Annotated in this window: 23 protein-coding genes; 16 read left to right on the top strand and 7 right to left on the bottom strand. The window is 38.3% G+C overall.

Annotated elements, in window-relative coordinates:
- Nucleotide 1: 1 nt before the first annotated feature.
- Together minD and minC are read right to left on the bottom strand one after the other, a co-directional pair.
- Nucleotides 2–817, bottom strand: a complete 816-nt coding sequence (gene minD, locus M1F03_RS10295) for a septum site-determining protein MinD (RefSeq protein ID WP_154623128.1) — start codon at nt 815–817, stop codon at nt 2–4.
- A 23-nt stretch (nt 818–840) separates the two neighbouring features.
- Nucleotides 841–1,560, bottom strand: a complete 720-nt coding sequence (minC, locus tag M1F03_RS10290; RefSeq protein ID WP_154623126.1) for a septum site-determining protein MinC — start codon at nt 1,558–1,560, stop codon at nt 841–843.
- A 129-nt stretch (nt 1,561–1,689) separates the two neighbouring features.
- On the opposite strand from minC, the gene M1F03_RS10285 reads away from it, so the two are divergent.
- From M1F03_RS10285 to M1F03_RS10270, 4 genes are read left to right on the top strand one after another with little or no spacing between them, the layout of a single operon-like run.
- Complete coding sequence (locus M1F03_RS10285; RefSeq protein ID WP_154623156.1) at nt 1,690–1,962, top strand: YcgL domain-containing protein; 273 nt, start codon at nt 1,690–1,692, stop codon at nt 1,960–1,962.
- A 46-nt stretch (nt 1,963–2,008) separates the two neighbouring features.
- A complete protein-coding gene (locus M1F03_RS10280; protein WP_154623124.1) occupies nt 2,009–3,097 on the top strand; it encodes a lytic transglycosylase domain-containing protein in 1,089 nt (362 codons plus the stop codon).
- Between the two features lie 20 nt (nt 3,098–3,117).
- Nucleotides 3,118–3,774 (top strand): fumarylacetoacetate hydrolase family protein, encoded by a 657-nt coding sequence (locus tag M1F03_RS10275; RefSeq protein ID WP_154623123.1) that lies wholly within the window; start codon nt 3,118–3,120, stop codon nt 3,772–3,774.
- A gap of 17 nt (nt 3,775–3,791) precedes the next feature.
- The gene (locus tag M1F03_RS10270) at nt 3,792–4,238 is read left to right on the top strand and encodes a YcgN family cysteine cluster protein (RefSeq protein WP_208852771.1); all 447 of its coding nucleotides are present in this window, start codon (nt 3,792–3,794) and stop codon (nt 4,236–4,238) included.
- Nucleotides 4,239–4,325: 87 nt separating this feature from the next.
- Here M1F03_RS10270 and M1F03_RS10265 read toward each other — a convergent pair whose 3' ends face one another.
- Together M1F03_RS10265 and M1F03_RS10260 are read right to left on the bottom strand one after the other, a co-directional pair.
- A complete protein-coding gene (locus M1F03_RS10265; protein WP_251464232.1) occupies nt 4,326–5,159 on the bottom strand; it encodes an aldo/keto reductase in 834 nt (277 codons plus the stop codon).
- Between the two features lie 53 nt (nt 5,160–5,212).
- Nucleotides 5,213–6,160 (bottom strand): FUSC family protein, encoded by a 948-nt coding sequence (locus M1F03_RS10260; RefSeq protein ID WP_251464230.1) that lies wholly within the window; start codon nt 6,158–6,160, stop codon nt 5,213–5,215.
- Between the two features lie 305 nt (nt 6,161–6,465).
- Here M1F03_RS10260 and M1F03_RS10255 point away from each other — a divergent pair, with 305 nt between their 5' ends.
- The 6 genes from M1F03_RS10255 (at nt 6,466) to M1F03_RS10230 (ending at nt 13,689) form a co-directional block, all read left to right on the top strand.
- Complete coding sequence (locus M1F03_RS10255) at nt 6,466–6,633, top strand: MbeCy (RefSeq protein WP_251464228.1); 168 nt, start codon at nt 6,466–6,468, stop codon at nt 6,631–6,633.
- Between the two features lie 1,572 nt (nt 6,634–8,205).
- Nucleotides 8,206–8,790, top strand: coding sequence for a fimbrial protein (locus M1F03_RS10250; protein ID WP_318839919.1), 585 nt, complete (start codon nt 8,206–8,208; stop codon nt 8,788–8,790).
- 70 nt (nt 8,791–8,860) lie between these two features.
- Nucleotides 8,861–9,562, top strand: coding sequence for a molecular chaperone (locus M1F03_RS10245; protein ID WP_154623210.1), 702 nt, complete (start codon nt 8,861–8,863; stop codon nt 9,560–9,562).
- Nucleotides 9,563–9,571: 9 nt separating this feature from the next.
- Nucleotides 9,572–12,061 carry a fimbria/pilus outer membrane usher protein gene (locus tag M1F03_RS10240; RefSeq protein ID WP_163861846.1) on the top strand — a complete coding sequence of 830 codons (2,490 nt, stop codon included), beginning with the start codon at nt 9,572–9,574 and terminating at the stop codon, nt 12,059–12,061.
- Nucleotides 12,052–13,059, top strand: a complete 1,008-nt coding sequence (locus tag M1F03_RS10235; protein ID WP_163861843.1) for a fimbrial protein — start codon at nt 12,052–12,054, stop codon at nt 13,057–13,059. Before M1F03_RS10240 ends, M1F03_RS10235 begins: the two co-directional genes overlap by 10 nt.
- A 12-nt stretch (nt 13,060–13,071) precedes the next feature.
- Nucleotides 13,072–13,689: a fimbrial protein gene (locus M1F03_RS10230; protein ID WP_154635556.1), complete on the top strand. Its 618-nt coding sequence runs from the start codon at nt 13,072–13,074 to the stop codon at nt 13,687–13,689.
- A 151-nt stretch (nt 13,690–13,840) separates the two neighbouring features.
- On the opposite strand, the gene M1F03_RS10225 is transcribed toward M1F03_RS10230, so the two are convergent.
- Together M1F03_RS10225 and M1F03_RS10220 are read right to left on the bottom strand one after the other, a co-directional pair.
- Nucleotides 13,841–14,155: a helix-turn-helix domain-containing protein gene (locus tag M1F03_RS10225; protein ID WP_154635557.1), complete on the bottom strand. Its 315-nt coding sequence runs from the start codon at nt 14,153–14,155 to the stop codon at nt 13,841–13,843.
- Between the two features lie 48 nt (nt 14,156–14,203).
- A protein-coding gene (locus M1F03_RS10220; RefSeq protein ID WP_374195714.1) for an IS3 family transposase occupies nt 14,204–15,288 on the bottom strand; the annotation gives its coding sequence in 2 pieces (ribosomal slippage) (nt 14,204–15,027 and nt 15,027–15,288; 1,086 coding nt in all).
- Nucleotides 15,289–15,393: 105 nt separating this feature from the next.
- On the opposite strand from M1F03_RS10220, the gene M1F03_RS10215 reads away from it, so the two are divergent.
- From M1F03_RS10215 to M1F03_RS10200, 4 genes are all read left to right on the top strand, one after another.
- Nucleotides 15,394–16,143 carry a molecular chaperone gene (locus M1F03_RS10215; protein WP_154622724.1) on the top strand — a complete coding sequence of 250 codons (750 nt, stop codon included), beginning with the start codon at nt 15,394–15,396 and terminating at the stop codon, nt 16,141–16,143.
- Nucleotides 16,140–18,707, top strand: coding sequence for a fimbria/pilus outer membrane usher protein (locus tag M1F03_RS10210; RefSeq protein ID WP_251464144.1), 2,568 nt, complete (start codon nt 16,140–16,142; stop codon nt 18,705–18,707). Before M1F03_RS10215 ends, M1F03_RS10210 begins: the two co-directional genes overlap by 4 nt.
- Nucleotides 18,708–18,722: 15 nt before the next feature.
- Nucleotides 18,723–19,775 (top strand): hypothetical protein, encoded by a 1,053-nt coding sequence (locus M1F03_RS10205; protein WP_251464142.1) that lies wholly within the window; start codon nt 18,723–18,725, stop codon nt 19,773–19,775.
- A gap of 342 nt (nt 19,776–20,117) precedes the next feature.
- Nucleotides 20,118–21,170, top strand: coding sequence for a hypothetical protein (locus M1F03_RS10200; protein WP_251464140.1), 1,053 nt, complete (start codon nt 20,118–20,120; stop codon nt 21,168–21,170).
- A 377-nt stretch (nt 21,171–21,547) separates the two neighbouring features.
- Here M1F03_RS10200 and M1F03_RS10195 read toward each other — a convergent pair whose 3' ends face one another.
- A complete protein-coding gene (locus tag M1F03_RS10195) occupies nt 21,548–22,771 on the bottom strand; it encodes an MFS transporter (RefSeq protein ID WP_251464138.1) in 1,224 nt (407 codons plus the stop codon).
- A 100-nt stretch (nt 22,772–22,871) separates the two neighbouring features.
- Here M1F03_RS10195 and M1F03_RS10190 point away from each other — a divergent pair, with 100 nt between their 5' ends.
- Nucleotides 22,872–23,321: a winged helix-turn-helix transcriptional regulator gene (locus M1F03_RS10190; RefSeq protein ID WP_250000473.1), complete on the top strand. Its 450-nt coding sequence runs from the start codon at nt 22,872–22,874 to the stop codon at nt 23,319–23,321.
- A gap of 314 nt (nt 23,322–23,635) precedes the next feature.
- On the top strand, nt 23,636–24,133 hold the full coding sequence (locus M1F03_RS10185; RefSeq protein WP_251464136.1) for a GNAT family N-acetyltransferase: 498 nt from the start codon (nt 23,636–23,638) through the stop codon (nt 24,131–24,133).
- The last annotated feature ends 18 nt before the right edge of the window (nt 24,134–24,151 follow it).

Here is a 24,151-nt window from a genome sequence, read left to right as displayed (position 1 = left end):
TTTACCCCCCAAATAGGCGTTTCAAGAAACCTTTTTTCTCTTCTTCAATGAATCGGATAGGGCGTTCTTCACCTAAAATACGATCAACACAGTCGCTGTATGCCTGACCAGCATCAGATTCTGTGTCTAAAATCACAGGTTCACCTTGGTTTGATGAACGTAATACGGATTGATCTTCAGGGATCACACCAATTAATGGAATGCAGAGTATTTCTAAGACATCTTCCATACTCAACATATCGCCACGAGTCACTCTTCCTGGATTATAACGGGTTAATAATAAGTGCTCTTTGATAGGGTCTAAACCTTTTTCGGCGCGGCGTGATTTAGAGGCAAGAATACCTAGGATGCGGTCAGAATCGCGTACTGAAGAGACTTCTGGGTTGGTAGTGATAATCGCTTCATCTGCAAAGTAAAGTGCCATCAATGCACCACTTTCGATACCTGCTGGTGAATCACAGACAATAAAGTCGAATGCTAATTCATTACCTAATTCGTCGAGTATCTTTTCAACGCCTTCTCGAGTAAGGGCATCTTTATCACGAGTTTGTGATGCAGGTAGAATATAGAGATTCTCTGTACGCTTATCTTTAATGAGTGCCTGATTTAACGTGGCATCACCTTGAATGACGTTAACGAAGTCATACACTACTCGGCGTTCACATCCCATGATAAGGTCGAGGTTACGCAGACCGATATCAAAATCGATCACAACTGTTTTTTTCCCTCTTTGTGCTAGGCCTGTAGCTATGGCCGCGCTTGAAGTGGTTTTACCTACGCCACCTTTACCAGATGTAACAACAATTATGCGTGCCATGAATAATTCCTTGTAAATAAGGTCTAAATTAAGTTTTCAATATTTAATCTGTTATCAACGAGACAAAGTTTCGCTGCTTTGCCGAGAAATTCAGAAGGGATCTGATCACTCAGCCAATATTCACCCGCAATAGACACCAATTCGGCTTGCAGGTGTGTACAAAAAATTTGGCTTTCAGTATCACCAGAGGCGCCCGCAAGAGCTCGACCTCTCATTATGCCATATATATGAATATTACCATCTGCAAGTAATTCTGCACCTGCGCTGATATTACTTGTGACAATAAGATCACTATTTGGGGCATAAATTCGTTGACCTGAACGAACTGGGCTATTAATAATTCGAGTTTTTCGATAACTAAACTCAGGGTCCGCTGGCGAAGCAATTTCAACGTTAGACGGCGTTGGTTCAGGCTGAATGTCAACGGCTTTTTGGCTTTTGCCTTCACTCAGTACCGCTAAACCTGCATCACTGACTTTCTTCCGTAATAAAGGGTCGGTGCATCCACTTATTCCGACAACCCTTAAACCAACTGATATAACAGCCTTATGGATACTGTATAAATCCGCATTCGCTGTTAAATCGGCAATATTAATAACCACAGGCGCATTTTTAAGGAAGTCAGGTGCTTGGCTTACCTTATCTTGAAGCGCTTTTTTGATGAGTTTAGTTTCTTCACTACGTAAGTGAAGCACTGAAAGAGTAAAGCTACTGCCTTTGAGTTCTATTGGCGACTGTGACATCTATCCGGGCTCAGCAAATTAAAATATCCGAAACAAACTTCGGGAGACGATATTCTGTAAAACAATAGCATGTTATAGTTACTGCATTCCTCAAGCAAGCCAATGAACCAAGAAAAAGAGTTAAATATAATGATTTGTGCAATATATCGTAGTCCTAACCGTGATCAAACATATCTTTATATTGAGAAGAAAGATGATTTTTCTCGAGTCCCCGAAGAACTGATGAAACAATTCGGCGTTCCACAGTTTGCGATGACATTATCCCTTACAAACCGCGATAAATTGGCAAATGCTGATATTGAAAAGGTCAAAGCAGATTTAATTGAAGTCGGATATTATCTTCAATTTCCACCACCAGTTGAAAATTTACTCGCTGAATATCGTGAGTCTTGTAGCGAATAAAATTAGGATAATCCTGAAATGATAATTGACCGGTGGGAGTGATGAAATGAAACCAACTTTACTATTTACTTTAATTAGCGGCTTATTTTTAGTGAGTTGTTCAGCGAAGCCACCGGTTTCAGCTGCACCGAAACAATTGACTACTCAACAAAATGTCGCAATTGCGCAAGAAGTTGAAGCGCTAGATAAAGCATTTCCAATTGAAAATCGTGAGCCATCACAATTTCCGGCTTATGTTGAGTTATTAAAACAGCACGCGATAGCGCAAGGAATTAAACCGAGCACGGTTGAACGGGGATTCGCTAATATCCATTTTATTGAGCGTGTGGTTAAGGCCGATAAAGGGCAACCTGAAAAAAGAGCCACCGTGACTTTAGAAAGCTATTTAAAGAATGTGTTACCCGCCTCGCGCATTAACGCAGGTGCTCAAAAATATTGGGAAAACGAAGCAATCTTAAATGCGGTTAGCAAACGTTATGGGGTTCCGCCTCAATATATTGTTTCTTTGTGGGGACTAGAGAGTGGATTCGGTCGTTCCCAAGGTAAAGAAGATGTTATTTCAGCATTAGCAACACTTTCATTTGAAGGGCGTCGTGAAGCTTTATTTAGCAAACAATTGCTAGCTGCATTGGAAATTATGGACAAAGGCTATATCCCAGAAGATCAGCAATTAAAAGGATCTTGGGCTGGAGCCATGGGGCAAAGCCAATTTATGCCAACATCGTATTTGTCTTATGCGGCGGACGGTGATGGTGATGGAAAAATGGATATTTGGAATAACACGGCAGATGTTTTTGCCTCCATCGCGAATTATCTTTCGACAGAAGGCTGGCAAGCCGCTTTACCGTGGGGTTACCAAATTACATTACCTGCTGATTTTGATAAACAGCTCGAAGGGGTTAAAGCAGAGCAGGGTAAAACCGTTGCTCAGTGGCAACAACTTGGCGTCAAATTACCAGCATTCGCACAATTACCGTCCAGTGTAAAAACATGGGTTGTTATCCCTGATGATCCGCAGGGGCGCGCATACTTAGTGACAGAAAATTTCCGCACTATTATGCATTGGAATCGCTCATATTACTTTGCTTTGAGTGTATGCTTGATGGCTGACGGCGTTGCTCAAAAAATACAATAACGATAATAGGAGTTACAACTATGTACCAACATCGTGACTGGCAAGGTGCCTTATTGGATTTTCCTGCAAATAAAGTCGTTTGTGTTGGCAGTAATTACGCAAAACACATTAAAGAGATGGGCTCCGCACACCCAGAAGAACCTGTTATTTTTATTAAACCTGAAACTGCATTATGTGATGCAAACCAACCGATAGTGATCCCAAAAGATCTGGGAGCAGTGCATCATGAGATTGAATTAGCTGTCTTGATTGGTATGCCATTAAAGAATGCCGATGAAGATCGGGTTTCTCGTTCAATTGCGGGTTTTGCGGTGGCGTTAGATTTAACGCTACGAGATTTACAAGCAAAATTTAAGAAAGCGGGACAACCATGGGAAAAAAGTAAAGCATTCGATGGGTCTTGCCCAATTTCGGGTTTTATTCCTGTCAATAGCTTTGGTGACCCACAAAGTGCCCAACTGTCCTTAGAGATTAATGGCGAAATTCGCCAGTCAGGCTCGACTCGTGATATGATCACGCCCATATTGCCATTGATTAGTTATATGTCTCGCTTTTTTACCTTACGTGCGGGGGATATCATTTTGACAGGAACCCCAGAAGGTGTGGGACCATTGACATCGGGTGATATGTTAAAGCTCTCAATTAATGATCACTCGTTAACGACCAGAGTGATATAAGTATAGGATTATTAAGTATTATGTCTCAGCCTTTCTGGCAGGTAAAAACGTTAGATGAAATGACTGACGATGAATGGGAATCACTGTGTGACGGTTGTGGGCAGTGCTGCTTGCATAAACTGATGGATGAAGACACAGATGAAATTTATTTTACTAATGTGGCTTGTAATCAATTAAATATCAAAACGTGCCAGTGTAAACATTATGAAGACCGTTTCAGCTATGAGGCAGATTGTATCAAACTTAATCGATACAATTTAGAGACGTTTGAATGGCTACCACATACTTGTGCTTATCGTCTGTTGCTTGAAGGGAAAACATTGCCTGCATGGCATCCGTTAAAGACGGGGTCAAAAGCGGCAATGCATGCGGAAAGGATTTCTGTGCGGCACATAGCCGTTAGGGAAAAAGATGTGGTTGAGTGGGAAGACCATATAATGAACCGTCCCGTAGACAGAACATAATCACGTGTTCATTGACACGGGATCATATAATAGCCCTATTCGATAGGGCTATTACTGCAACCGCTTGTATCACTTCCTAAACCGTATTTAAAACTCTTCATACACTGCTGGGTCTTGGTTTCTTAGTCTTCCCTCTACTGAAGATAATGCATTTATTGCCTGCATATCTTCTGACGACAGGATAAAACCATAAACATCAATATTTTCAATCTGACGAGTTGAGTGCGCGGATTTCGGTATCGGCAATGCACCTAATTGTAAATGCCAGCGCATGATAATCTGTGACACAGTCTGATTATATTTTTTAGACAAATTGACCAGCGTTGGGTGAGAGAATAAATTTCCAGCTCGTCCTAATGGACTCCATGACTGCGTAATAATGCCTTTTGATGCATGATATTGACGCTGTGTTGCTTGGTTAAAGTTAGGGTGTAATTCTATCTGGTTAATGACAGGGAGCACGCCTGTTTCTTTTTCTAAAATCTCGATGTGCTCAGGAAGAAAATTACAGACACCAATGCTTCTTATTAAGCCAGAACGTTGTGAGTCGATTAAAGCTTGCCAAGCTTCAACGAATGTTCCTCTTTTCGGGTTTGGCCAGTGGATCAAATACAGGTCAATATAGTCTAATCCTAGACGTGTGATAGATTCTTGAATCGTCTGTATTGCGTTATTATATTGCTGGTGGCGCCCAGGTAACTTTGAAGTCACACTGATTTGATCTCTTGGAATAGAACTATTTTTTATTGCTCTACCGACGATGCCTTCATTTTCATAATTAAATGCGGTATCGAGTAAACGGTAGCCATTGTTTAAAGCGCTTTCAATGATCCGCGTGCCCTGTAAGCCTTTTAAAGCATATGTTCCAAAGCCAATTTGAGGAATTTGGAATCCATCGAGTAATTCATATGTCGGGGTCATAGTGCCTCCTGTTGATATTAGCATTACATTCAATATATCAACCTTGTCGAAACTTATTTTGTCGATTTGGGTAGTACTAACAGCATGGTTATTGCAATAATGAGTGCGCAAATTGTGAGCAATACTCGGTCGAGCGCGAGGATTATAGGTCCAGCGGTAGCGGTAATATTAAAAGTCAATGCAATGGCAGTTAAACAGAATGTCCAATAACCGTAGCGTTTAGCCCCAATTATTAACATGGCAAATAATAATAATCCCACCAGTGAGACGTGTAATAGTTGATTTTCATAAAAACCAAGTAACAATCCGCCAACAGCAGCGCCCAGTAAGGTGCCTATCCCCCGTTGTTTTAATCGCGCCCACGTCGCCATACGCTCAGATTTCATCACCCTTAAACCCGCAGCCGGTAACCAACAAGGATGTGAGCTAGGCAATAGCGTCGCGAGCACACTGCCTATTAGTGCGACTAAGACCATTGCAATGGAGAAGCGTTGTACCGCTGGAGAACGTAAGTCAATATGAGTGGCAGAAGCGGGGGCTTCATTTCGAGGGAGCTGAAGATAAGAAATGATAACGCCCCAACAGGTACCGAGTGTAAATGCACAACTATAAAATAAACTCCCTTGGGAAGGTATTTGTCCTATTGAAAGAAAATAAGCCAATACGCCTAATGCGATAGGTAAACGCAAATACGTGGCTCGTAATTCAGCATAGCCTTGAATAAGGGCACCAAGAGCAGCATAAATAAAAAACAAAAGGCTACCTAAAGTGACATTAATCCCGATGATTGCAAAGACAGATAAAATCCCAGCCCCTTGTAGTAATACGGGAATTGGATTTTTTTTGGGTAATTTAGGGTATGAAACCACTAATAAATAAGCACCAAAGGACATAAGAGTGCCAAACATGGCTTGTCCATAGAATATACCGAAAATCCAAGGAGCAATAACCCATAGAGAGAGTAAAAGTGCACTACGGATTTGGTGCAAAGAAATTGACATCAGAAGTTCTCGCTTCTCATTTTATGATATAGGCCAAATTTGTTTAGTATGAATACTGTAATCAATGAGTAACTTACTGACAATATTATAATTTTTATATTCATTATTAGATTATCAAAAGGGTAAATGGCGTTGTTTTCAATTAATTCGACATGCAACTAGTCTCAAGTCTCTTTTTATCAATACATATATTGATTAATTTCAGTTGTTTGTATCGTTGTCTTCTGTTTTTGTAAAATTAAGTAATTAAGACCTGTCTTTGGCTTGACTATGGCATGGTTAACCCTCTAAAGGGGGAAATTAAAATGCATCAAATGAAAACAGAGGTTGTCGTCATTAGGTTAACTAAAAAAGAGAGAGCGGAGCTTGACGCAAAAAAAACGAAGCCCATCCTTTCTGAATGGATGAAAGAACTTGCCTTTGCCGCACCAGATCATCCCGAGAATAATGATATTGACCACAAGTCTTCATAGTGCCATTACAGCGCGGTTATTGAGCGCACTTGGTCATAACATCGGGATACGCCACTCACCAATTTGAAGGCAATTAACGCATCTTTACTGCGCTATAGCTATAGCGTGAATTGTATTCGCTTAATAGCGCATAAAGGTTAACTGCTACCTGTACTCTATGGCGCTTTTCTCTTGCGGATGGGGTGCTTTGCTGTTCGTACCAATGGACATCATATGACTTTGCCAATGGCGGAAAGGGATAGAGTGATAGATTAACAAATAAGATTAATTAATGTACAGCTCATAGATTGAAAGAGATCTAACTCTCACTTTTAACGACAATAGATATTCAATATATGATGTGTGTTTTATGTTATGGCCCGAATAAGTTGTATAAAATGTGGCTATTTTAGCAATTAGCATCTACATTTTTAGTTAGATTATAGGATTCCTAATAGATCGGGGCTTTAATCGAATATCGATTTTAGTTAGGTTTGGTTGAAATATGAGCTATTTTTACTCTGTAGATGAGTTTTAAGAGTTTTCTGAATGCCGATTTATAGACCTATGTTACCCAGAAAACAAATTATTTTTTAATATTAATTATCAATTGGTTACAATTTTAAAATAATTTGAATAGATAAAATTTTATGTAGAAAAACCGGCTATATATCAAATTAATTGATAACATTTACTAACAGAAGACGTTGATGCTCCATTATTCATTAAAACATTTTTAGTTATTGGCAAGAAATAAAATATTAAATTAATAAAAATTATCAAAATCCAAGTAAATTTAGCTTAGATATTTCACTTGCTAGACTAATATTATCAATATCAACACTAACGATATTGGTTATACCCAGTATTTTATCACCACAATATCTCTTTGTTAGCTTAATTTCTCAGAATTACTCCAATAGTGAGTAAATAGTCCAATTATGATGTGTCATCATTATTTCATAAATATATGCTCAAATAAGAATGAATATCAACCTCTACATAACATAAAATTAATTTATATTATGCAGAGGTTAGCTATCAAATTTAGATGACTCATTCTTTAGTGGATTTTAATTTGGAATAAGTTATTACGATAATGATGGTCATATTTAGATGTATTTTGCTGTTTTCATTTTTTACAAAAAACTATCATAAGATCATTTTTTAGAATTTATTTGTAATATAAAATTGAAAAATAAATTATCAAGTGTAATAAACTTGCATAATACGAGTAATTCAGAGAATTGGCTTAATAAAATTTTTCGATCAATAGCACTCATTTGATAGGTGCCATCTATTAAAAATTACACTATGTAATAATAAAAACGATTTAATGTAATTTAAGTTTTTATGTATCCTCTCTTCGAAATCATATAGACCACGTTATGATTATTAATTCTAAGATGGACTAATTGAGATAAAACTATATTTTTAATTTAATTATTAGTAGTAGCTTAAATACACAGAAATAAATATGTGTCCGTATTAAATATATGGTGAGTACACTATGTTAATTATTTATTAAAAAACTAGGCACTTAATAAGTCCTGTTTAGTGTAATAATAAAACCCCTCATATTAGGAAATGATAATGAAAAAAGTATTACTGACAGCAGTTGCAACTGCAATTATTGGCGCATCTTCTGCTTATGCTGGAACTGAAAATGCTGGCGGTGGCCAAGTTAATTTTTACGGTAAAGTGACAGATGTTTCTTGTACCATTTCTGTTGATGGCCAAGGTAGCGATGCTAAAGTTTATTTGTCTCCTATTTCTGTTAAAGAAGTTAAAGATGCAGGTGCAAACATTTATCTGAAACCAAAATCATTTGTGATTGATGTAACTAATTGCCAAGGCACAAATGATGACACAGTATTAAACGTTAACTGGACTGGTGGTAACGTATTGGCGGGTGCTTCTGGTGCTAACGAAGGTTATTTAGCTAACACAGATTCAACGGGTGCTAAAAATATTCAATTAGTTTTAGCAACTAACGCTGATTCTGATTTAAAAACCAAAATCAACCCAACCAGCGCTACTCAGCCTAAGCCAAAAACAATCGATATTGCTGATGGTTCACGCTTCACTTATTACGTAGGTTACGCAACTTCTACACCAGATACTGTTAGCAGCGGTATTGTAGAAAGCTACGCAACTTACGAAATTACTTACGAATAAGATTAAATTAATTTAAAAGTAATATTTATCTAAGCGGTAGGCTCACTGCCGCTTTTATTTAGAGGTTCAAATGAAAGCAATTGTTTTATTCTTCTGCTTCGTTTTCAGTGCATCTTCATTAGCGAATAATATTATTGTTAACGGCACTCGATTTATTTATCCTGGAAATGAAAAAGAAATTACAGTGCAGTTAAATAATACCGCGGATAGACCAGCCGTCGCACAAGCGTGGTTAGATACCGGTGATGCATCTGAAACACCAGATACAATAAAAACACCATTTCAAATTACGCCTCCAATATCTCGAATTGATGCGAAAGGGGGACAAACTCTCCGTATAAAATTAATGGATAAAAACCAATTAGCACAAGATCAGGAAAGTTTATGGTGGCTGAATATTTTAGATATCCCCCCCACCGTTAGAACGGCTGGAAAAGAAGATCAAAACTTTTTACAACTGGCAATTCGTTCACGTTTTAAATTTATTTATCGTCCTGTAGGTTTAGGTAGTCGTGAGTTAGCACCTGAAAAATTAATTGTCAGTGCTAATGGAAACAATTTGACCATAAATAACCCAACACCATTTTTTATTACTATTACAAAAATTTCTACAGATGGAAAAAATGGGTTAACTGATAAAGCGATTATGCTGGCACCCAAAAGCCAAAGTTCAGTGGTATTGAAAAAAGCAATTAAAGTAGGCGAAAACATTGTTTTGAACAATATCAATGATTATGGGGCGGATATAGCAGTTAAAACAACTGTTAAATAGGACAGAAAAATGAAACAGCGAGAGTTAATAAATAAATATAGTAATACACTCTCTGTGACCTGCTTTGTCACTGTATGTATGATGCCGACATTTTACGCATGGGGTGCGGAAGGTACCACCTACGAGTTTAACAGTGGATTCATAGTAGGCAGCAAAGATAATATTGATTTAGAACGCTTCAATACCGCGCCAATCAGTGAAGGTAAATATTCCGTTGATGTGTATACCAATGGCAATTGGAAAGGGCGCTATGATTTAAATGTTGTTCGACAAAAAGAAGGTCATTTAGGGATTTGTTACACGCCAATAATGTTGAGCAATTTTGGTATCGACGCAGAAAAGCTAAACCCACAACTCAATTCACAAGAGTCTACTTGTTTACCGTTAAAAGAGTGGAATGGTTTGAGCGAGGTGAACGATAAATTTCACGCATCAAATTTACGTCTAGATATCTCAGTTCCCCAAATTTACGAGCAACGTTTATCACGTGGGTATGTTGCACCACAATTCTGGGAAAAAGGTATACCCGCACTTAATGTTGCCTATATGGCCAACTACTATGATAGTCATACGAGTGGTTCTCAAGGGCAAAATGATGCCAGTGCCTATTTAGGATTAAATGCAGGGTTATCTTTTGATGGATGGCTGTTAAAGCATATTGGTAATTTAAGTTGGCAACGTTCCGGAAGCACCAGTTGGAACAGCAACCAGACATACTTGCAACGACCTATTGCAAGCATGAAGTCCAAAATGACAGCCGGTCAGTTTTACACTGATGGCGACCTGTTTGACAGTATTGGCTTGCGTGGTGCAAAAATCGCAACAGATGACAGCATGTATCCTGACGGAATGACATCTTATGCGCCTGAAATTCGTGGTGTAGCGCAAAGTAACGCACTGGTCACTGTTCGCCAAAATGGTTCTATTATATATCAAACGTCAGTACCACCTGGCCCATTTATTCTTAATGATGTTTATCCATCGGGTTATGGTAATGACTTAAATGTCACGGTAAAAGAAGCTGATGGTAGTGAAAGTAGTTTCAGTGTTCCATATTCATCATTAGCGCAACTTTTGCGTCCTGGTTTTACGCGCTATCAAGTTGCCGCGGGTAAATCGGACACAGATGGCTTGCACAATCGTCCTTATATTATGCAAGGGACTATTCAACACGGCCTAAATAACACATTTTCTCTTTATGGTGGTGTAACGGCGTTTGATGACTATCAAGCTTATTTAATTGGTACAGGTATCAATACAGGTATTGGTGCGGTTGCGCTAGATATGACGCAATCTCGAACCGCGTTAAAGCATCGAACTGATAATGGTCAGAGTTATCGCATCACTTTTAACCGATTGATATCACAAACTGATACCAATATTTCGTTGGCTGCATACCGTTATTCAACGAAAGACTATTTTAATGTTAATGATGCTCTGTATGCGATTGACTACGATAAACGTGGACTTTCGAATAATCGTTGGCGTGAAAAAAATGGCTTTAGCTACACGGTAAACCAAAACTTACCTGATGGGTTTGGCGGGTTGTATTTTACTGGTCGTATATCCAGCTATTGGGAGCGTTCTGGCACTGAAAAACAATATCAGTTTAGCTATAACAACCAATATCAGCGTCTCTCTTATTCCATTAACTTTATGCGAGTCTATTCGGATAATAACAGTACCTATGGTAAGAAAGATGACCGTATTAGTTTAAACCTAAATATTCCACTCTATTTTGGTGACAACAGAAGTACCACATTAACGTCAAACACCATATTTAATAACGAGAAGTTTGGTTCAACTCAGCTTGGCGTTAATGGAACATTGGATGATGAAAATAACTGGACTTATGGACTAAACACATCAACGGCTAGCGGTGGTGAACACAGTATTGCGATGAATACAGGTTATCGTACACCTTATGTCAACACCAATGCCAACTATAGCCAAGGGCAAGGGTATCGACAGTTTGGTGTTGGTGCGAATGGCTCTGTTGTCGTCCACTCTGACGGTGTTGTGCTGACGCCAAATACGTCAACGACAATGGCACTCATTGAAGCTGAGGGAGCAGAAGGTGCTTCAGTTATCAGTGCACCAGGTGTTCGTGTTAATAAGGGGGGGTATGCGCTAGCGCCATATGTACGTCCTTATCGTATTAACAATATTGAAATTGACCCTAAAGGCAGCGCTGAAGATATCGTGTTTGAAAATACATCGAGTCAAGTTGTGCCTTATGAAGGCAGTATTGTTAAAGTGAAATTTGGAACCAAAGTTGAACGTAACCGTACTTTTAACGTTGTACGTCTTGATAAAAAACCTATGCCATTTGGTGCTGAAGTAACTAACCTTCAAGGTGAATCTATTGGTGTCGTTGGGCAGGGGGGAACCGTATTTATTAGTAACGAAGAAGCCAAAGAAGCCATTGTAAAATGGGATAATGGCCAATGTGTATTTTCTCTGGAAGCAGGAACCAGTAAGGATAGTGTATGTCGATAAATACAATTCTACGTCATGGGATAGCACTCACGGCAGTGCTATCGAGTATCTCTGCATATGCGACATGTACGCGAGACAGTCGGGTTCCAGCAGAGAATATCGATATGCAATTTGGCCGAGTTATTGTCTCACCTGATCTTCCTGTCGGTAGTGTGATACAAGAAAAAACCTGGCCGATGAAAGAAACCGGAAGCTATTGGGCAGTGTGCTATGGTGGAACTGTTTTAGATGCAATCGTCACCGCTAAAGGGGTGACGGAAGGGCCGAATAAAGTCTACAACACCAATATCCCAGGGATAGGACTACGTTTCCAACGTATGGGCGCTGTTGCAATGACTTACCCTGATACTTATAAAGTCAAAGGGGAAAGTAAAAAGAAGATCAATGTGTATTTAGCTGGCTCAACATTTAAGTTACAAATCATTAAGACAGCAGAAAATACGGGGTCAGGGAGAATTACTCAGGGTGAGTATACACGTTATGGCTATAAACCGAATTCAGTTGAACCTGCGATTATTACCTATTTATCAGCTGATGCCATTACCATCGTATCTCCGTCTTGTAAAATTACGACAGGTGCAAACCAAGACGTTCATTTAGATACCGTTAGGCGCACTGAGTTTAGAGGACGGGGAACCACAGCAGGGGAAAAACAATTTCCAATTAATCTATTATGCAATGGTGGTGTGAGTATTTCCCCGGATTCCGTTTCTGTGAATATGAATTTCTATGGCACATTAGCTCGGAATACCACCGCTAAAGATGGGGTGTTAGCGAACACCGCCAAATCATCTTCTGCGCAAGGTATTGGCGTGCAGGTTCTTACTGATAAAAGAGAAAAATTGCATTGGGGTGAAACTTATAAAGTTGGTGAGTTAGCAACCGCACGCGATAAAGCGATTAATATGAACTATATTGCCCGCTATTACCAACATGAAGATAAAATCTCTGCTGGTGAAGTGCAGGCTAAGATGCAATTCAACATAACCTATGATTAATAGGGGATCCCAATGAAAAACTGGATAATGCCGATACTTTTTTCAGTGGTAGGTTATGCAAATGCATTACCCACTTTTGAAACAAATTATGACGAAGGAAAGGTATCTTTTGCGGGGAGAGTTGTTGATGTTTCCTGTAAAGTCTCAGTGAATGATCAAGGAAGTGATGCCAATATCTATCTTGCTCCCATCTCACTGATGGAAATCAACAATAGTGCAGGTGGTGCGTATTTAAAATCTAAAATGTTCACTATCAAGTTATCGCAGTGTCAATCTGTGGAACATAATGGTGAAGTTGTTGATGCTGATCTTAATAAGCTGAGTGTCACTTGGGCTGATGGTTATTTGGTGCCGAAAACAAACTTTGAAACAGCGGGATTACTGAAAAATATGCTAGTTGATGGTGCAAAGAATATTAACTTTGCATTATCCATCAATAACAGCACCATTTTAGATGCGGATAATAAAATTATTCCTGCGGATCCTGAACAATTGAAAGTGACACCGAAAATATCAGACAATAAAGACGCCATCTTCCAATATTATATTGGTTATACTGCTGAGAATGCGAGTGAAGTGACCACTGGATTAATGGCAAGCTATGCAACGTACGAAATACAGTATAACTAACAATTTAATTTTATAAAATCAAATAAAAAAATAACATAGCAGTTAATGGGCTATGTTATTTTTTTTTGTCCTTTTTAAAAGGTTAATTTACAGTGTTACTATTATTGAGCTGTAGAGGTATCATGAGTGTAATAATAAAAATAGCGAAGTATCAGATAACATTTTTGCTATGAACAATAACACTTTCTGCGGCATATTTTAATTCTTGGTTCTTTATGTTTATATTCTTATCTTGAATTGAGTCATCCTCATCAATTATACAACCTTGAAAGAACCAGTCTATAGGGCACTTCAATACAATTGCTATGCTAACCAAATGATTTAGAGGTATTTTATTGATTCCATTCTCATAGCGAGATATTTGCTGTTGGCTTATATTTAATTTCTTGGCTAAATCAGAACCGGAAAAACCTAATTCTTTTCGCCGCGCTTTTATTTTAATTCCAATAAAATAATGAATGTCCATGTTGGCACCTGTAATCCCCCCACTTTTCACAGTAACTATTTATAGAGTTTAAGCTACCTGTAATCGCTGTCTCGGGGGTATTCCTCCAATCGCCGTATTCGGCCGCTCATTGTTATAAGTCCAAAGCCACTGTGTGGCAAGTTCTTGAGCGTGCTCAACGCTCTCAAATATATTTAAATCAAGCCATTCATGACGAGCTGTTCGGTTAAAGCGTTCAATGTAAGCATTTTGTGTAGGCTTGCCAGGCTGAATATAAAGTAAGGTAATTTGCTGCCGTGTTGCCCAGTTTATTAGCTCTCCTGAAATATATTCTGGTCCGTTGTCGCATCGTATCGCTTTGGGTTTACCGCGCCACTCGATGACTTGTTCTAACGACCGAATAACTCGTGCGCTAGGCAACGATAAATCAACATCAATCGCTAAGCATTCACGATTAAAATCATCAATGACATTAAAGGTTCGAATGCTGCGGCCACTGGCTAAGCTGTCTGACATAAAATCCATAGACCATACTTGGTTAATGGCTACAGGCACACTGAGGGCATCAGGCTTATCGCGTTTTAAGCGTTTGCGAGGCCTAATTCTAAGATTAAGCTCCAACTCACAATAAATTCGATAAACGCGCTTGTGGTTCCATGCGAAGCCCTTTACGTTGCGTAAATACAAGAAACATAGACCAAACCCCCAACGTTTTTTGTTTTCGGTTAGGCGTATTAGCCAGTCAGCAATCTGATCGTTTTCAGCATTAAGTTTACTTTGATAGTAAAAGCAGCTTTCGCTCACATTCATGCACAAGCAAGCAAAGCGAATGCTTATGTCATACTTAATTGCGGCAGCCTTAGCCATCTCCTTACGATGAGATGGCTTTATAACTTTCCCTCAAGCGCCTCCAAACGAATCTCAGCTTTGAGACGTTCTTCCGCATACATTTTTTTGAGCCGACGGTTTTCGTCTTCGAGTTCTTTCATTCGCTTCATCAACGAAGCATCCATACCGCCGAATTTAGCTCGCCACTTATAAAATGTTGCAGAGCTAACACCATGTTCTCGGCAGAGTTCTGGAACGGGCATACCACTTTCATTTTGTTTAATGATTGCCAATATCTGGCTATCAGTGAATTTTGATTTACGCATAGAAAACTCCTTGAGTTTATTTTAATAGAATTTTCTATAAATAACTGCTGCGATTTTTCGGGGGGATTACAACACGGCTTCACTAATATTAGGCGAGAGGAAAACATGTCAATAGTTAAAAAAATCATTATTTTAATTGTTTCATTTGTTTATTATATGGGGTCTTCTTTCGCAAATATCGATATCACGGATGGTTTGTTATTTTCACCTGAACGTATAATTTATAAAGAATCGGAAAAAAAAGGTGTTTCAACCATGTTAGAGAATGCGAATAACGAGGCAATACTCGTCCAGTCTCAAATCATTGCTGCAAATGAAAAAACGTTGAAACCACTGATTAATAAAGAATCAGATATTTTTTTAATCACACCACCATTACATCGTTTAGATAGTGGTGTTCGCTATAGTTGGAAAATACAACGGGTTGCTGATGGTAATTTAGCAAAAGATAGAGAAAGTGTATTTTATGTTTCATTAAAAACCATTCCCGAAGTATCAGATAAGAATACCTCGGAGTTTATTATTACTCCGACACTCTATTTTAAAATGCTGTATCGACCTAAAGCAATTGAAGAATTACGGATTGACAAGGAAGTGGACAAAATGCGTTTTTCTATAAATAAAAATAAACTGATGATCAAAAACCCGTCAGCTCTTTCAATAACATTAACCTCATTAACTATTGGTTCATATAAAGTACCAATGAAATTAATCGATGACAGTTTTCCTCCATTTAGTGAAAACCAAATTGAACTACCTCAATCTGTTTCTGGAGAGGTGACTTGGCAAGCTTTAAATGAATATGGATTAATAACAAAACTGAGCATTGGCGTATTGGATGAGAGTATATTATGAATAACAAAATATTTATCTTAAAACCTATCTCAATAGCGCTTATGTTTTGTCTGTTTGGTGGTGTCACAAATGCTGAACCTTATTTTGATCCTTCTCTTTTAAACCTGCCGGCAGGAACAGATAAAGATAGTATCGATTTATCTGTATTTGCACGTTCTGATACAGTAGCTCCTGGCCGTTATATGGTTACTATGAAAATAAATAAAGAAGAGATAGGCCAGAAGGAAATATATTTCATACAAGATGAGGAAGGTAACATTGTGCCTGAATTTACGCCTGCGATGTTAGAAGAGTTCGGCGTAAATATTCAAGGTAACCCTGTATTGAAAGGAATGCCTGTGACTCACAAAATTACCTCTCTATCATCGGTAATAGAAAATGCGCAAATTCAATTCGATGTTTCAAAATTAACACTAAATTTAAATATCCCACAAATCTCTATGAGCCAGAAGGCTAGAGGGGCTGTACCGATAGAGCTTCTTGACCAAGGTTTGCCTGGCTTGATATTAAACTATCAAGTCAGTGGGAGTCGTCAAGAATTTACGGGTGGAATTAGCGGCAAAACAAAAAATAACTCTATTTTTGCCAACGTTACAGGTGGATTAAACCTTGGTGCGTGGCGTTTACGTTCCCAATATTTTTACATTGAAAATGAAAATAAATTTGATGGTCAGACAGCACGTAATCGTCAAAGCGATTTTAATAACACAACCGTTTCAAGAGATATTCAGCACTTAAATTCTGAAATTGTAATGGGTGAAACGAGCACTCTCAATGATGTACTTGACAGTGTTCCAGTCAAAGGGGTTCGTTTATTATCCAATGAACAGATGTTAGCACGAAGTGATAGAGGGTTTGCGCCACAAATTAGAGGGGTATCATTATCTAATTCCCGAATCACGATAAGCCAAAATGGTAATACCATATACCAAACGTACGTTGCACCAGGCCCCTTTGTGATTAATGACCTTTATCCAACAGGTACAGCAGGGGACTTGGAGGTTTCAATTCATGAGGAAGATGGTTCTGTTCGAGTATTCACTCAAGCATTCTCATCATTGCCCGTAATGCAACGAGCTGGAACATTTAAATATGAAGTTACAGCAGGTCAATACAATGGTGGCATAACCGAGGGTAATAAAAAAAGTAATTTCTTGATGGGGACACTCATATACGGATTACCAAAAGCGGTCACACTCTATACTGGTTTTTTAGGGGCTAATCATTACTGGACAGGTATTGTTGGTACAGGTTTCTCATTAGGCTCATTTGGTGCTATGTCAATCGATGCGACCCATGCCTATGCCACAATCAGAGATGAAAATAAGCAAGGTCAATCTTTCAGACTTCGTTATTCAAAAAACTTATCTGATTTTGGTACATCTATTGACTTGACCGCGTTGAGGTACTCAACAAAAGACTACTATAGCTTTTCAGACTTTAACCATGCAGGTTATCGTTTGAAAGATAATGTTGCCCCGTGGTTGAACGGGCGTCAACGCAGTAGCTTTCAATCTTATATAAACCAATCACTTGGCAAATGGGGGGCAATTTATTTTAGAGGTATGCGGAGTGATTATTGGGGCCGTAAAGATACAGTAACGACCTTAGGGGTTGGTTATAGCGGTTTCTATAAAGGTTTATCTTATGGTATCGATTACAGTATTAGCCGTACACAAGGCGATGGAAACTGGCCTGAAAACCGCCAAGTTAGCTTCAACGTTAGCGTGCCATTTAGTCTGTTTTCACATAACAAAGATATTGAAAATATCTACAGTAACTTCCAAATAAGTCACGATAATACAGGTAGAACCTATCAACAGTTGGGTATTAATGGCCAGTTATTAGACAATAAATTGACTTATCAGTTAAGTGAAAGTGGCGATAACCGTGACCAGAAATTATCCAGCTCTATCAATATTGGTTATCAAGGAAGTAAAGGTTATGCGGGTGTTGGTTACAGTTATGGCCGTGAAAACCAACTTACTTATGTGAATGGAAATGGTGGTGTTGTCATTCACCCAGGTGGCATAACATTAAGTCAGTTCATTGGTAATTCTGCCGCGGTAGTCTATGCACCAGAAGCTGCGGGAACAAGCATCAATAATGGAGCGGCTGTTATTGACTCTCGGGGTTACGCTATTGTGCCTAATATGATGGAATATAGCCAAAATATTATTAACTTAGATATTAATACGTTACCGACAGATGTTGAGAGTAAAGATACGTCCACGAATGTTTACCCAACAAAAGGGGCTTTAGTCAAGGCTAAGTTTAATACCCTAAAAGGGTATCAAGCAATGATCACATTAACAGGGGAAAAACCTATTCCAATGGGGGCTGTAGCATCACTACAGCAATCTGAACAAGAGAACCTTGGGGCAATATCAGGAATTGTTGGTGACAATGGCCGTGTATATATAAGCGGATTACCTGAAAAAGGCACATTATTGGTTGTATGGGGCAGAGCGACTTCTGAGCAATGCCAAACCCCATTTGATATGAGTCAATCAACTGAAAACACTTATTCGTCACTGCGTAATTTAACGATAACATGTCAGTAATTTTTAGGTAAAATAATGAAAAAGATTTTATTAGCAATGGTTTTGACAAGTATAACGTTACCAACATTCGCTGCGGACGTTAAGGTATTCAGTGGTCGTGGTTTAGTCGGGGTGTTTGGCTATTATTGGAAAACTAATAGTATGACTACACATGCTAATGTTGGTGATGTATATCAGTATGTTACTTTAACTAATCTTTTTAATGGATACTACAACCAATGCTATCAGCGTATTATGATGGAAATTGATGGCGTATGGGGAATACCGATTAGTGATGACTTAATGCTAGTCCCTGAGTTTACTTATACGGATAGACGAAAAAGTCTGAAACACCCATATGGTATCATAGATATTGTAACAGGGCACTTTACTGGCTGGGGTTCTGGTACCAACCAATATCCATATACCTCAGCGTGTATTTTTGAACCTTATCAATCAACCCCCGAAATGAGTATAAATCATAACGTAACAATCACGGGGCGTTTGCTTGTTTATGGAACTGGAAATCAAAAAAGTGGCACATATTTTTTAAAACATAATCTAGGAACTTCAATTAAAGACTGGCGTAATTTAAATGAAGGGGCATGGGTAGTATTAGTTCCTAAAACTGAGCCAATAAATATCACGGTTTCTGGACTAACATGTAATTTACAGACTGCGAATAAAATTAATTTTGGTTTTCAAGACTCAGGTGCGGCTGAAGGTACTTTGTTAGCTTCAGTTCAACGTCCTATGACGATAAATTGTAGCCAATTTAAAGACCATGTTGACGCCTATATCGGAATTTCAGCTAATGTTAAACCAGATTTCTATTCTGGTAATGCTATTGATGTCAATTTAAATATCGGAGGTCGTAGAGGTGCTGCATATGTAAAATTATTTGTGCACCACAACGGTTCTAAATTACCGATACGTTTAGATCAGAGTATGGTCGATCTTGGGCATATTAACGCAAATGAAAACAATATCAATATGACAAAAATGCTTGAATATGAACTTTATTCAAAAGGGACCGGAATAACCGGTGTAGCACGTGGTTCCGTGGAGCTTTCCGTCATTATGCGTTAAGTTTATCGTAAGATTGATTTTAAACTAGGCATTTTAAAATTAGCGATAGCTCACCAATAATCATGACAGTAGATTTAATACTGTGATTGACTCTCAAAAAGGGACTGAAGATAGAGATAAAACCCTGATGGTAGTTTTTCATAATTTAACCATACGGACTATCGCCTAAAAGATAATGTTGCATTGTGGTTAAGCGGATATCAATACAGTCGTTTTTTATCTTATATAAATCGAACACTTGGCAAATGAGATTCAATTTATTTTAAAAGATTATTGGGCATGTAAGGATACGATAACAACCTTAGGAGTTGGTTATAGCGGTTTCTATTTTTAGGTAATATGATGAAAAAGATTTTATTAGCAATAGTTTTGACAAGTATAACGTTACCAACATTCGCTGCGGACGTTAAGGTATTCAATGGGCGAGGTTTAGTCGGGGTATTTGGTTATTATTCGACAACTAACACTCATATTACATACGCTAATGTTGGTGATGTTTATCCGTATGTTTCGTTAACCAATTTTTTTAATGGTTCATTCAATCAATGCTATGATTCTACTTTGATGGAAATTGATGGTGTATTTGGGATACCAATTAGTAATGATTTAATGCTAGTGCCTGAGTTTACTTTTACAAATAGACGAACAAGAGATACGTATCCTTACCAACGGATAGACACAGTAACAGGACATTTCAATGGTTGGGGGTCGGGTACTAATCAATTTCCACATTCTCGAAGCTGTATTTTTGAACCTTACCAATCAACACCTGTAATTACTCTACGACATAATGTAACAGTGACGGGTCGTTTGTTAGTTTACGGAACAGGAAATCAAAAAAGTGGAAGATACTATTTAAAGGATAATATAGGGACTTCTATTAAAGATTGGCGTACTCAGTATGAAGGCGCATGGTCGGTGCTAGTGCCAAAATCAGATCCAATAAATGTCACGGTTTCTGGGCTAACTTGTAATTTACAGACTGCGAATAAAATTAATTTTGGTATTCAAGACTCAGGTGCGGCTGAAGGTACTTTGTTAGCTTCTGTTCAACGTCCTATGACGATAAATTGTAGCCAATTTAAAGATCAAGTTGACGCCTATATCGGAATTTCAGCTAACGTTAAACCAGAGTTTTATTCTGGTAATGCTTTTGATGTTAATTTAAACAACGCAAGTCGTAGAGTTGCTGCATATGTGAAATTATTTGTACACCATAACGGTTCTAAATTACCGATACGTTTAGATCAGACGATGGTCGAGCTTGGGCGTATTAACGCAAATGAAAACAATATCAATATGACGAAAACGCTTGAATATGAATTATATTCAAAGGGGGCTGGGATAACCGGCGTAGCACGTGGTTCCGTGGAACTTTCCGTTATTATGCGTTAAGCGGTATCACTACAGGCAGTGAAGGATTACGCAAGCGAATATGTGGAACAAATCATACTGGCTGTAGTGGACGTAAATAACAATGTCGCGGGTGAAGAGTGGCTCACGTTCGTTAGGCTTCACACTCCATTATGATAACTAGCCCGATAAATTTTATTTTTACTTATAGTTTTAGATTTAAATTCAGTAATAAAATTAGGCTGGAGTTTATGTTATTTCCAAAATGGTCAACTCGAACACGCAATTTTCTCGAATTTTAATTCAGTTTCAATTAATAAAGATGAATAGTGAGGAAGGTTGATATTCTTAATAATAAATAATATAACGCATTATTTATTATAGATTGTCAAAAAATCCTTCCTCTAATATTTTTGTTTTCAAAAAGAGCGGTTGCGTGTTATCCCCCAAATAATAAGTGCAAATACGCTAACTAATGCACCTAAAATACAAACACCATTCCAACCTGCATAAGCATACATGGCCGTTGAGCTGATAGCGCCCAAACCACTACCTATTGCATAAAACATCATATATAAGCTGATCATTCTGCTGTTTGCTTCCGGTTTAGTACGATAAATCATGCTCTGATTGGTAACATGTAATGCTTGCCCGCCTGCATCTAATAAAATAATCCCAATAATCAGAGCCCATATTGACCAACTGATTAATGATATTGGGAACCAAGCTAAAATTAAGATAACTAACGCATAAAAACTGACTTGTTTTCCATAACCACGATCTGCCCAACCCCCTGATTTTGAAGCGACTAATGCTCCAATAGCACCAACCAATCCTAAAGAACCAATAACTGTATGGGAGTAATTAAAAGGTGCATCACTTAATGGAATAACAATAGCGCTCCAAAAGATATTAAAAGCAGCAAACATGAGTAAAGCTAAAAGTCCTCTAACCTGTAATACTTTTTGCTCTTTTAATAAATAAAATAGAGAAAATATTAATTGGTGATATTTTATATCTTTTGTCATAACGTTTAGGTTTGGTAGGCGACGCGATAGTGGGTATGCAATACTTAGCATCAAGATAGCAGAACAGATATAAACACCACGCCAACCCACTAAGTCACTGATAAGGCCAGAAAAAGTGCGTGATAATAAAAGACCAATGAACACACCACTTTGCGCAGTACCAATAACTCGCCCTTGATCACTAAGACTAGAAGAACTTGCCGCATAGGCGATAAGACCTTGAGTCATCGCTGTCCCTAGCATGCCAACAGCTAACATTCCTATCATTAATGTCATTGGTGCCTTTGCCATTCCCACAACAATAAGCGATATAACCAGTGCAACCAACTGTAATAACATGAGTTTTTTTCGTTCTATTTTATCGCCAAGTGGCACTAAGAATAAAAGGGCAAGGGCACATCCTATTTGAGTCAGGGTGATCACACTACCAATTGCTGCATTACTTATACGAAATTCAAGTGAAAGGGCATCAAGTAATGGTTGAGCATAATAAACATTTGCCACACTTAATCCACAGGCAACCGCAAAAAGCAGAACAAGGCTATTCGACAATTTAGACTCGAGTCCATGGCTGATATGACAGTGGGTATTGGGGGTTGTGATTAATTCTTTCATTTAATACCTGCATTCTAGTTTCAAATTAAAACCAGTTGAACAATAGGCTAGCTAGTTTTAAAATGCAACTAGAAATTCATTTATTTAAAAAGAGAATTTTATGCTCAGTAAAAATGCAGTACCCCAAACGCCTTGTCCTGTTGCCAGAAGTTTAGATTTAATTGGTGACCGTTGGTCGTTACTTATTATCCGTGATGCTTTCGATGGAATTAGGCGCTTTCGTGATTTTCAGAAGAATTTAGGTGTTGCGCGTAATATTTTATCTGACAGGTTACGTAAATTGGTTGAGGCCAATATTTTAGAAATGAGGGAGGCCTCTGATGGAACCGCGTATCAAGAGTATATATTGACGCCTGAGGGGGAAAACCTGTTCCCAATAGTCGTTGCTTTTAGGCAGTGGGGAGAAAAGTATCTTTTCGAGCCAAACGAGCCACGTTCAATATTAGTGGATAAAGAGACGGGTGCAGAAATTGGATTAATGTTACCAGTCAGCAAAGATGGAAAGGTTTTAGATGCCAAAGCCACATTTGTGAAGAAAGTGGTCGAGTGATAGATATTTCGACTATGCGATTAATGCCATAATTTTTCTATAAATCTACATGTTCAAGTTAAGTTATATGAATATGAAGCTGAAAAGGAATTTTTGCATTTTTTCTGTGATTTATTGGGGATTAGAGGGGGGGGGTTAAGGATGAACATACCTTTACTGATTTTTATATTACAGTGATTAACGGGGTAATAATACAAGTCTGTGATGGCGCGGATATTGATAAGCTTAATCAAGTGATTCTCAATGAGATCAAAGCATGGCCAATTTTTGGTGTTGATGTTAACTAGCAATAATCAGGAAGTAAAATTAATACTATGATTGAACCTAAAATTCGCCTACTCGGAATAGCTGATGTACAAGATTTTCGTAACATTCGCCTGTCAGCGTTGAAGAAATCGCCAGAGATGTTCGGCTCCACGTATGATTGTGAGGAAAAGCAGCCACTTCAATCATTTGTAAAACGGTTGGATAGTTTTACGGCATTCGGTGCATACATAGACGGAAAGATTGTCGGTTTGTGTGTTTTTAAACAAGAGGATGGCGTTAAAGATGCTCACAAAGCTTATTTATCGAGTGTTTTTGTTGAGCCTGAATTTCGAGGGTTAGGTATAGCTGAAAAGCTATTACAGTCAGTGAAAAATTATGCGATTAAGCATGTTGAACAAATCATGCTGAGCGTAGTAGATGGAAATGTCGCCGCTATCAAGCTCTATGAAAAACAGGGTTTCAAAATCTACGGTGTGGAACCTCGTGCACTGAAAGAGGGCATGGAATATCGGGATGAAATTCTGATGGCGTTAATTCTTCGCTAAACCGTTCAATATCATCCT

The sequence above is a fragment of the Providencia sp. PROV080 genome, from assembly GCF_033688105.1.
GTDB classification, from domain to species: Bacteria; Pseudomonadota; Gammaproteobacteria; order Enterobacterales; family Enterobacteriaceae; genus Providencia; species Providencia zhejiangensis.
The sequence above is the reverse complement of the archived record's forward strand: the minus strand, read 5'-3'. Positions and strand labels throughout refer to the sequence as shown.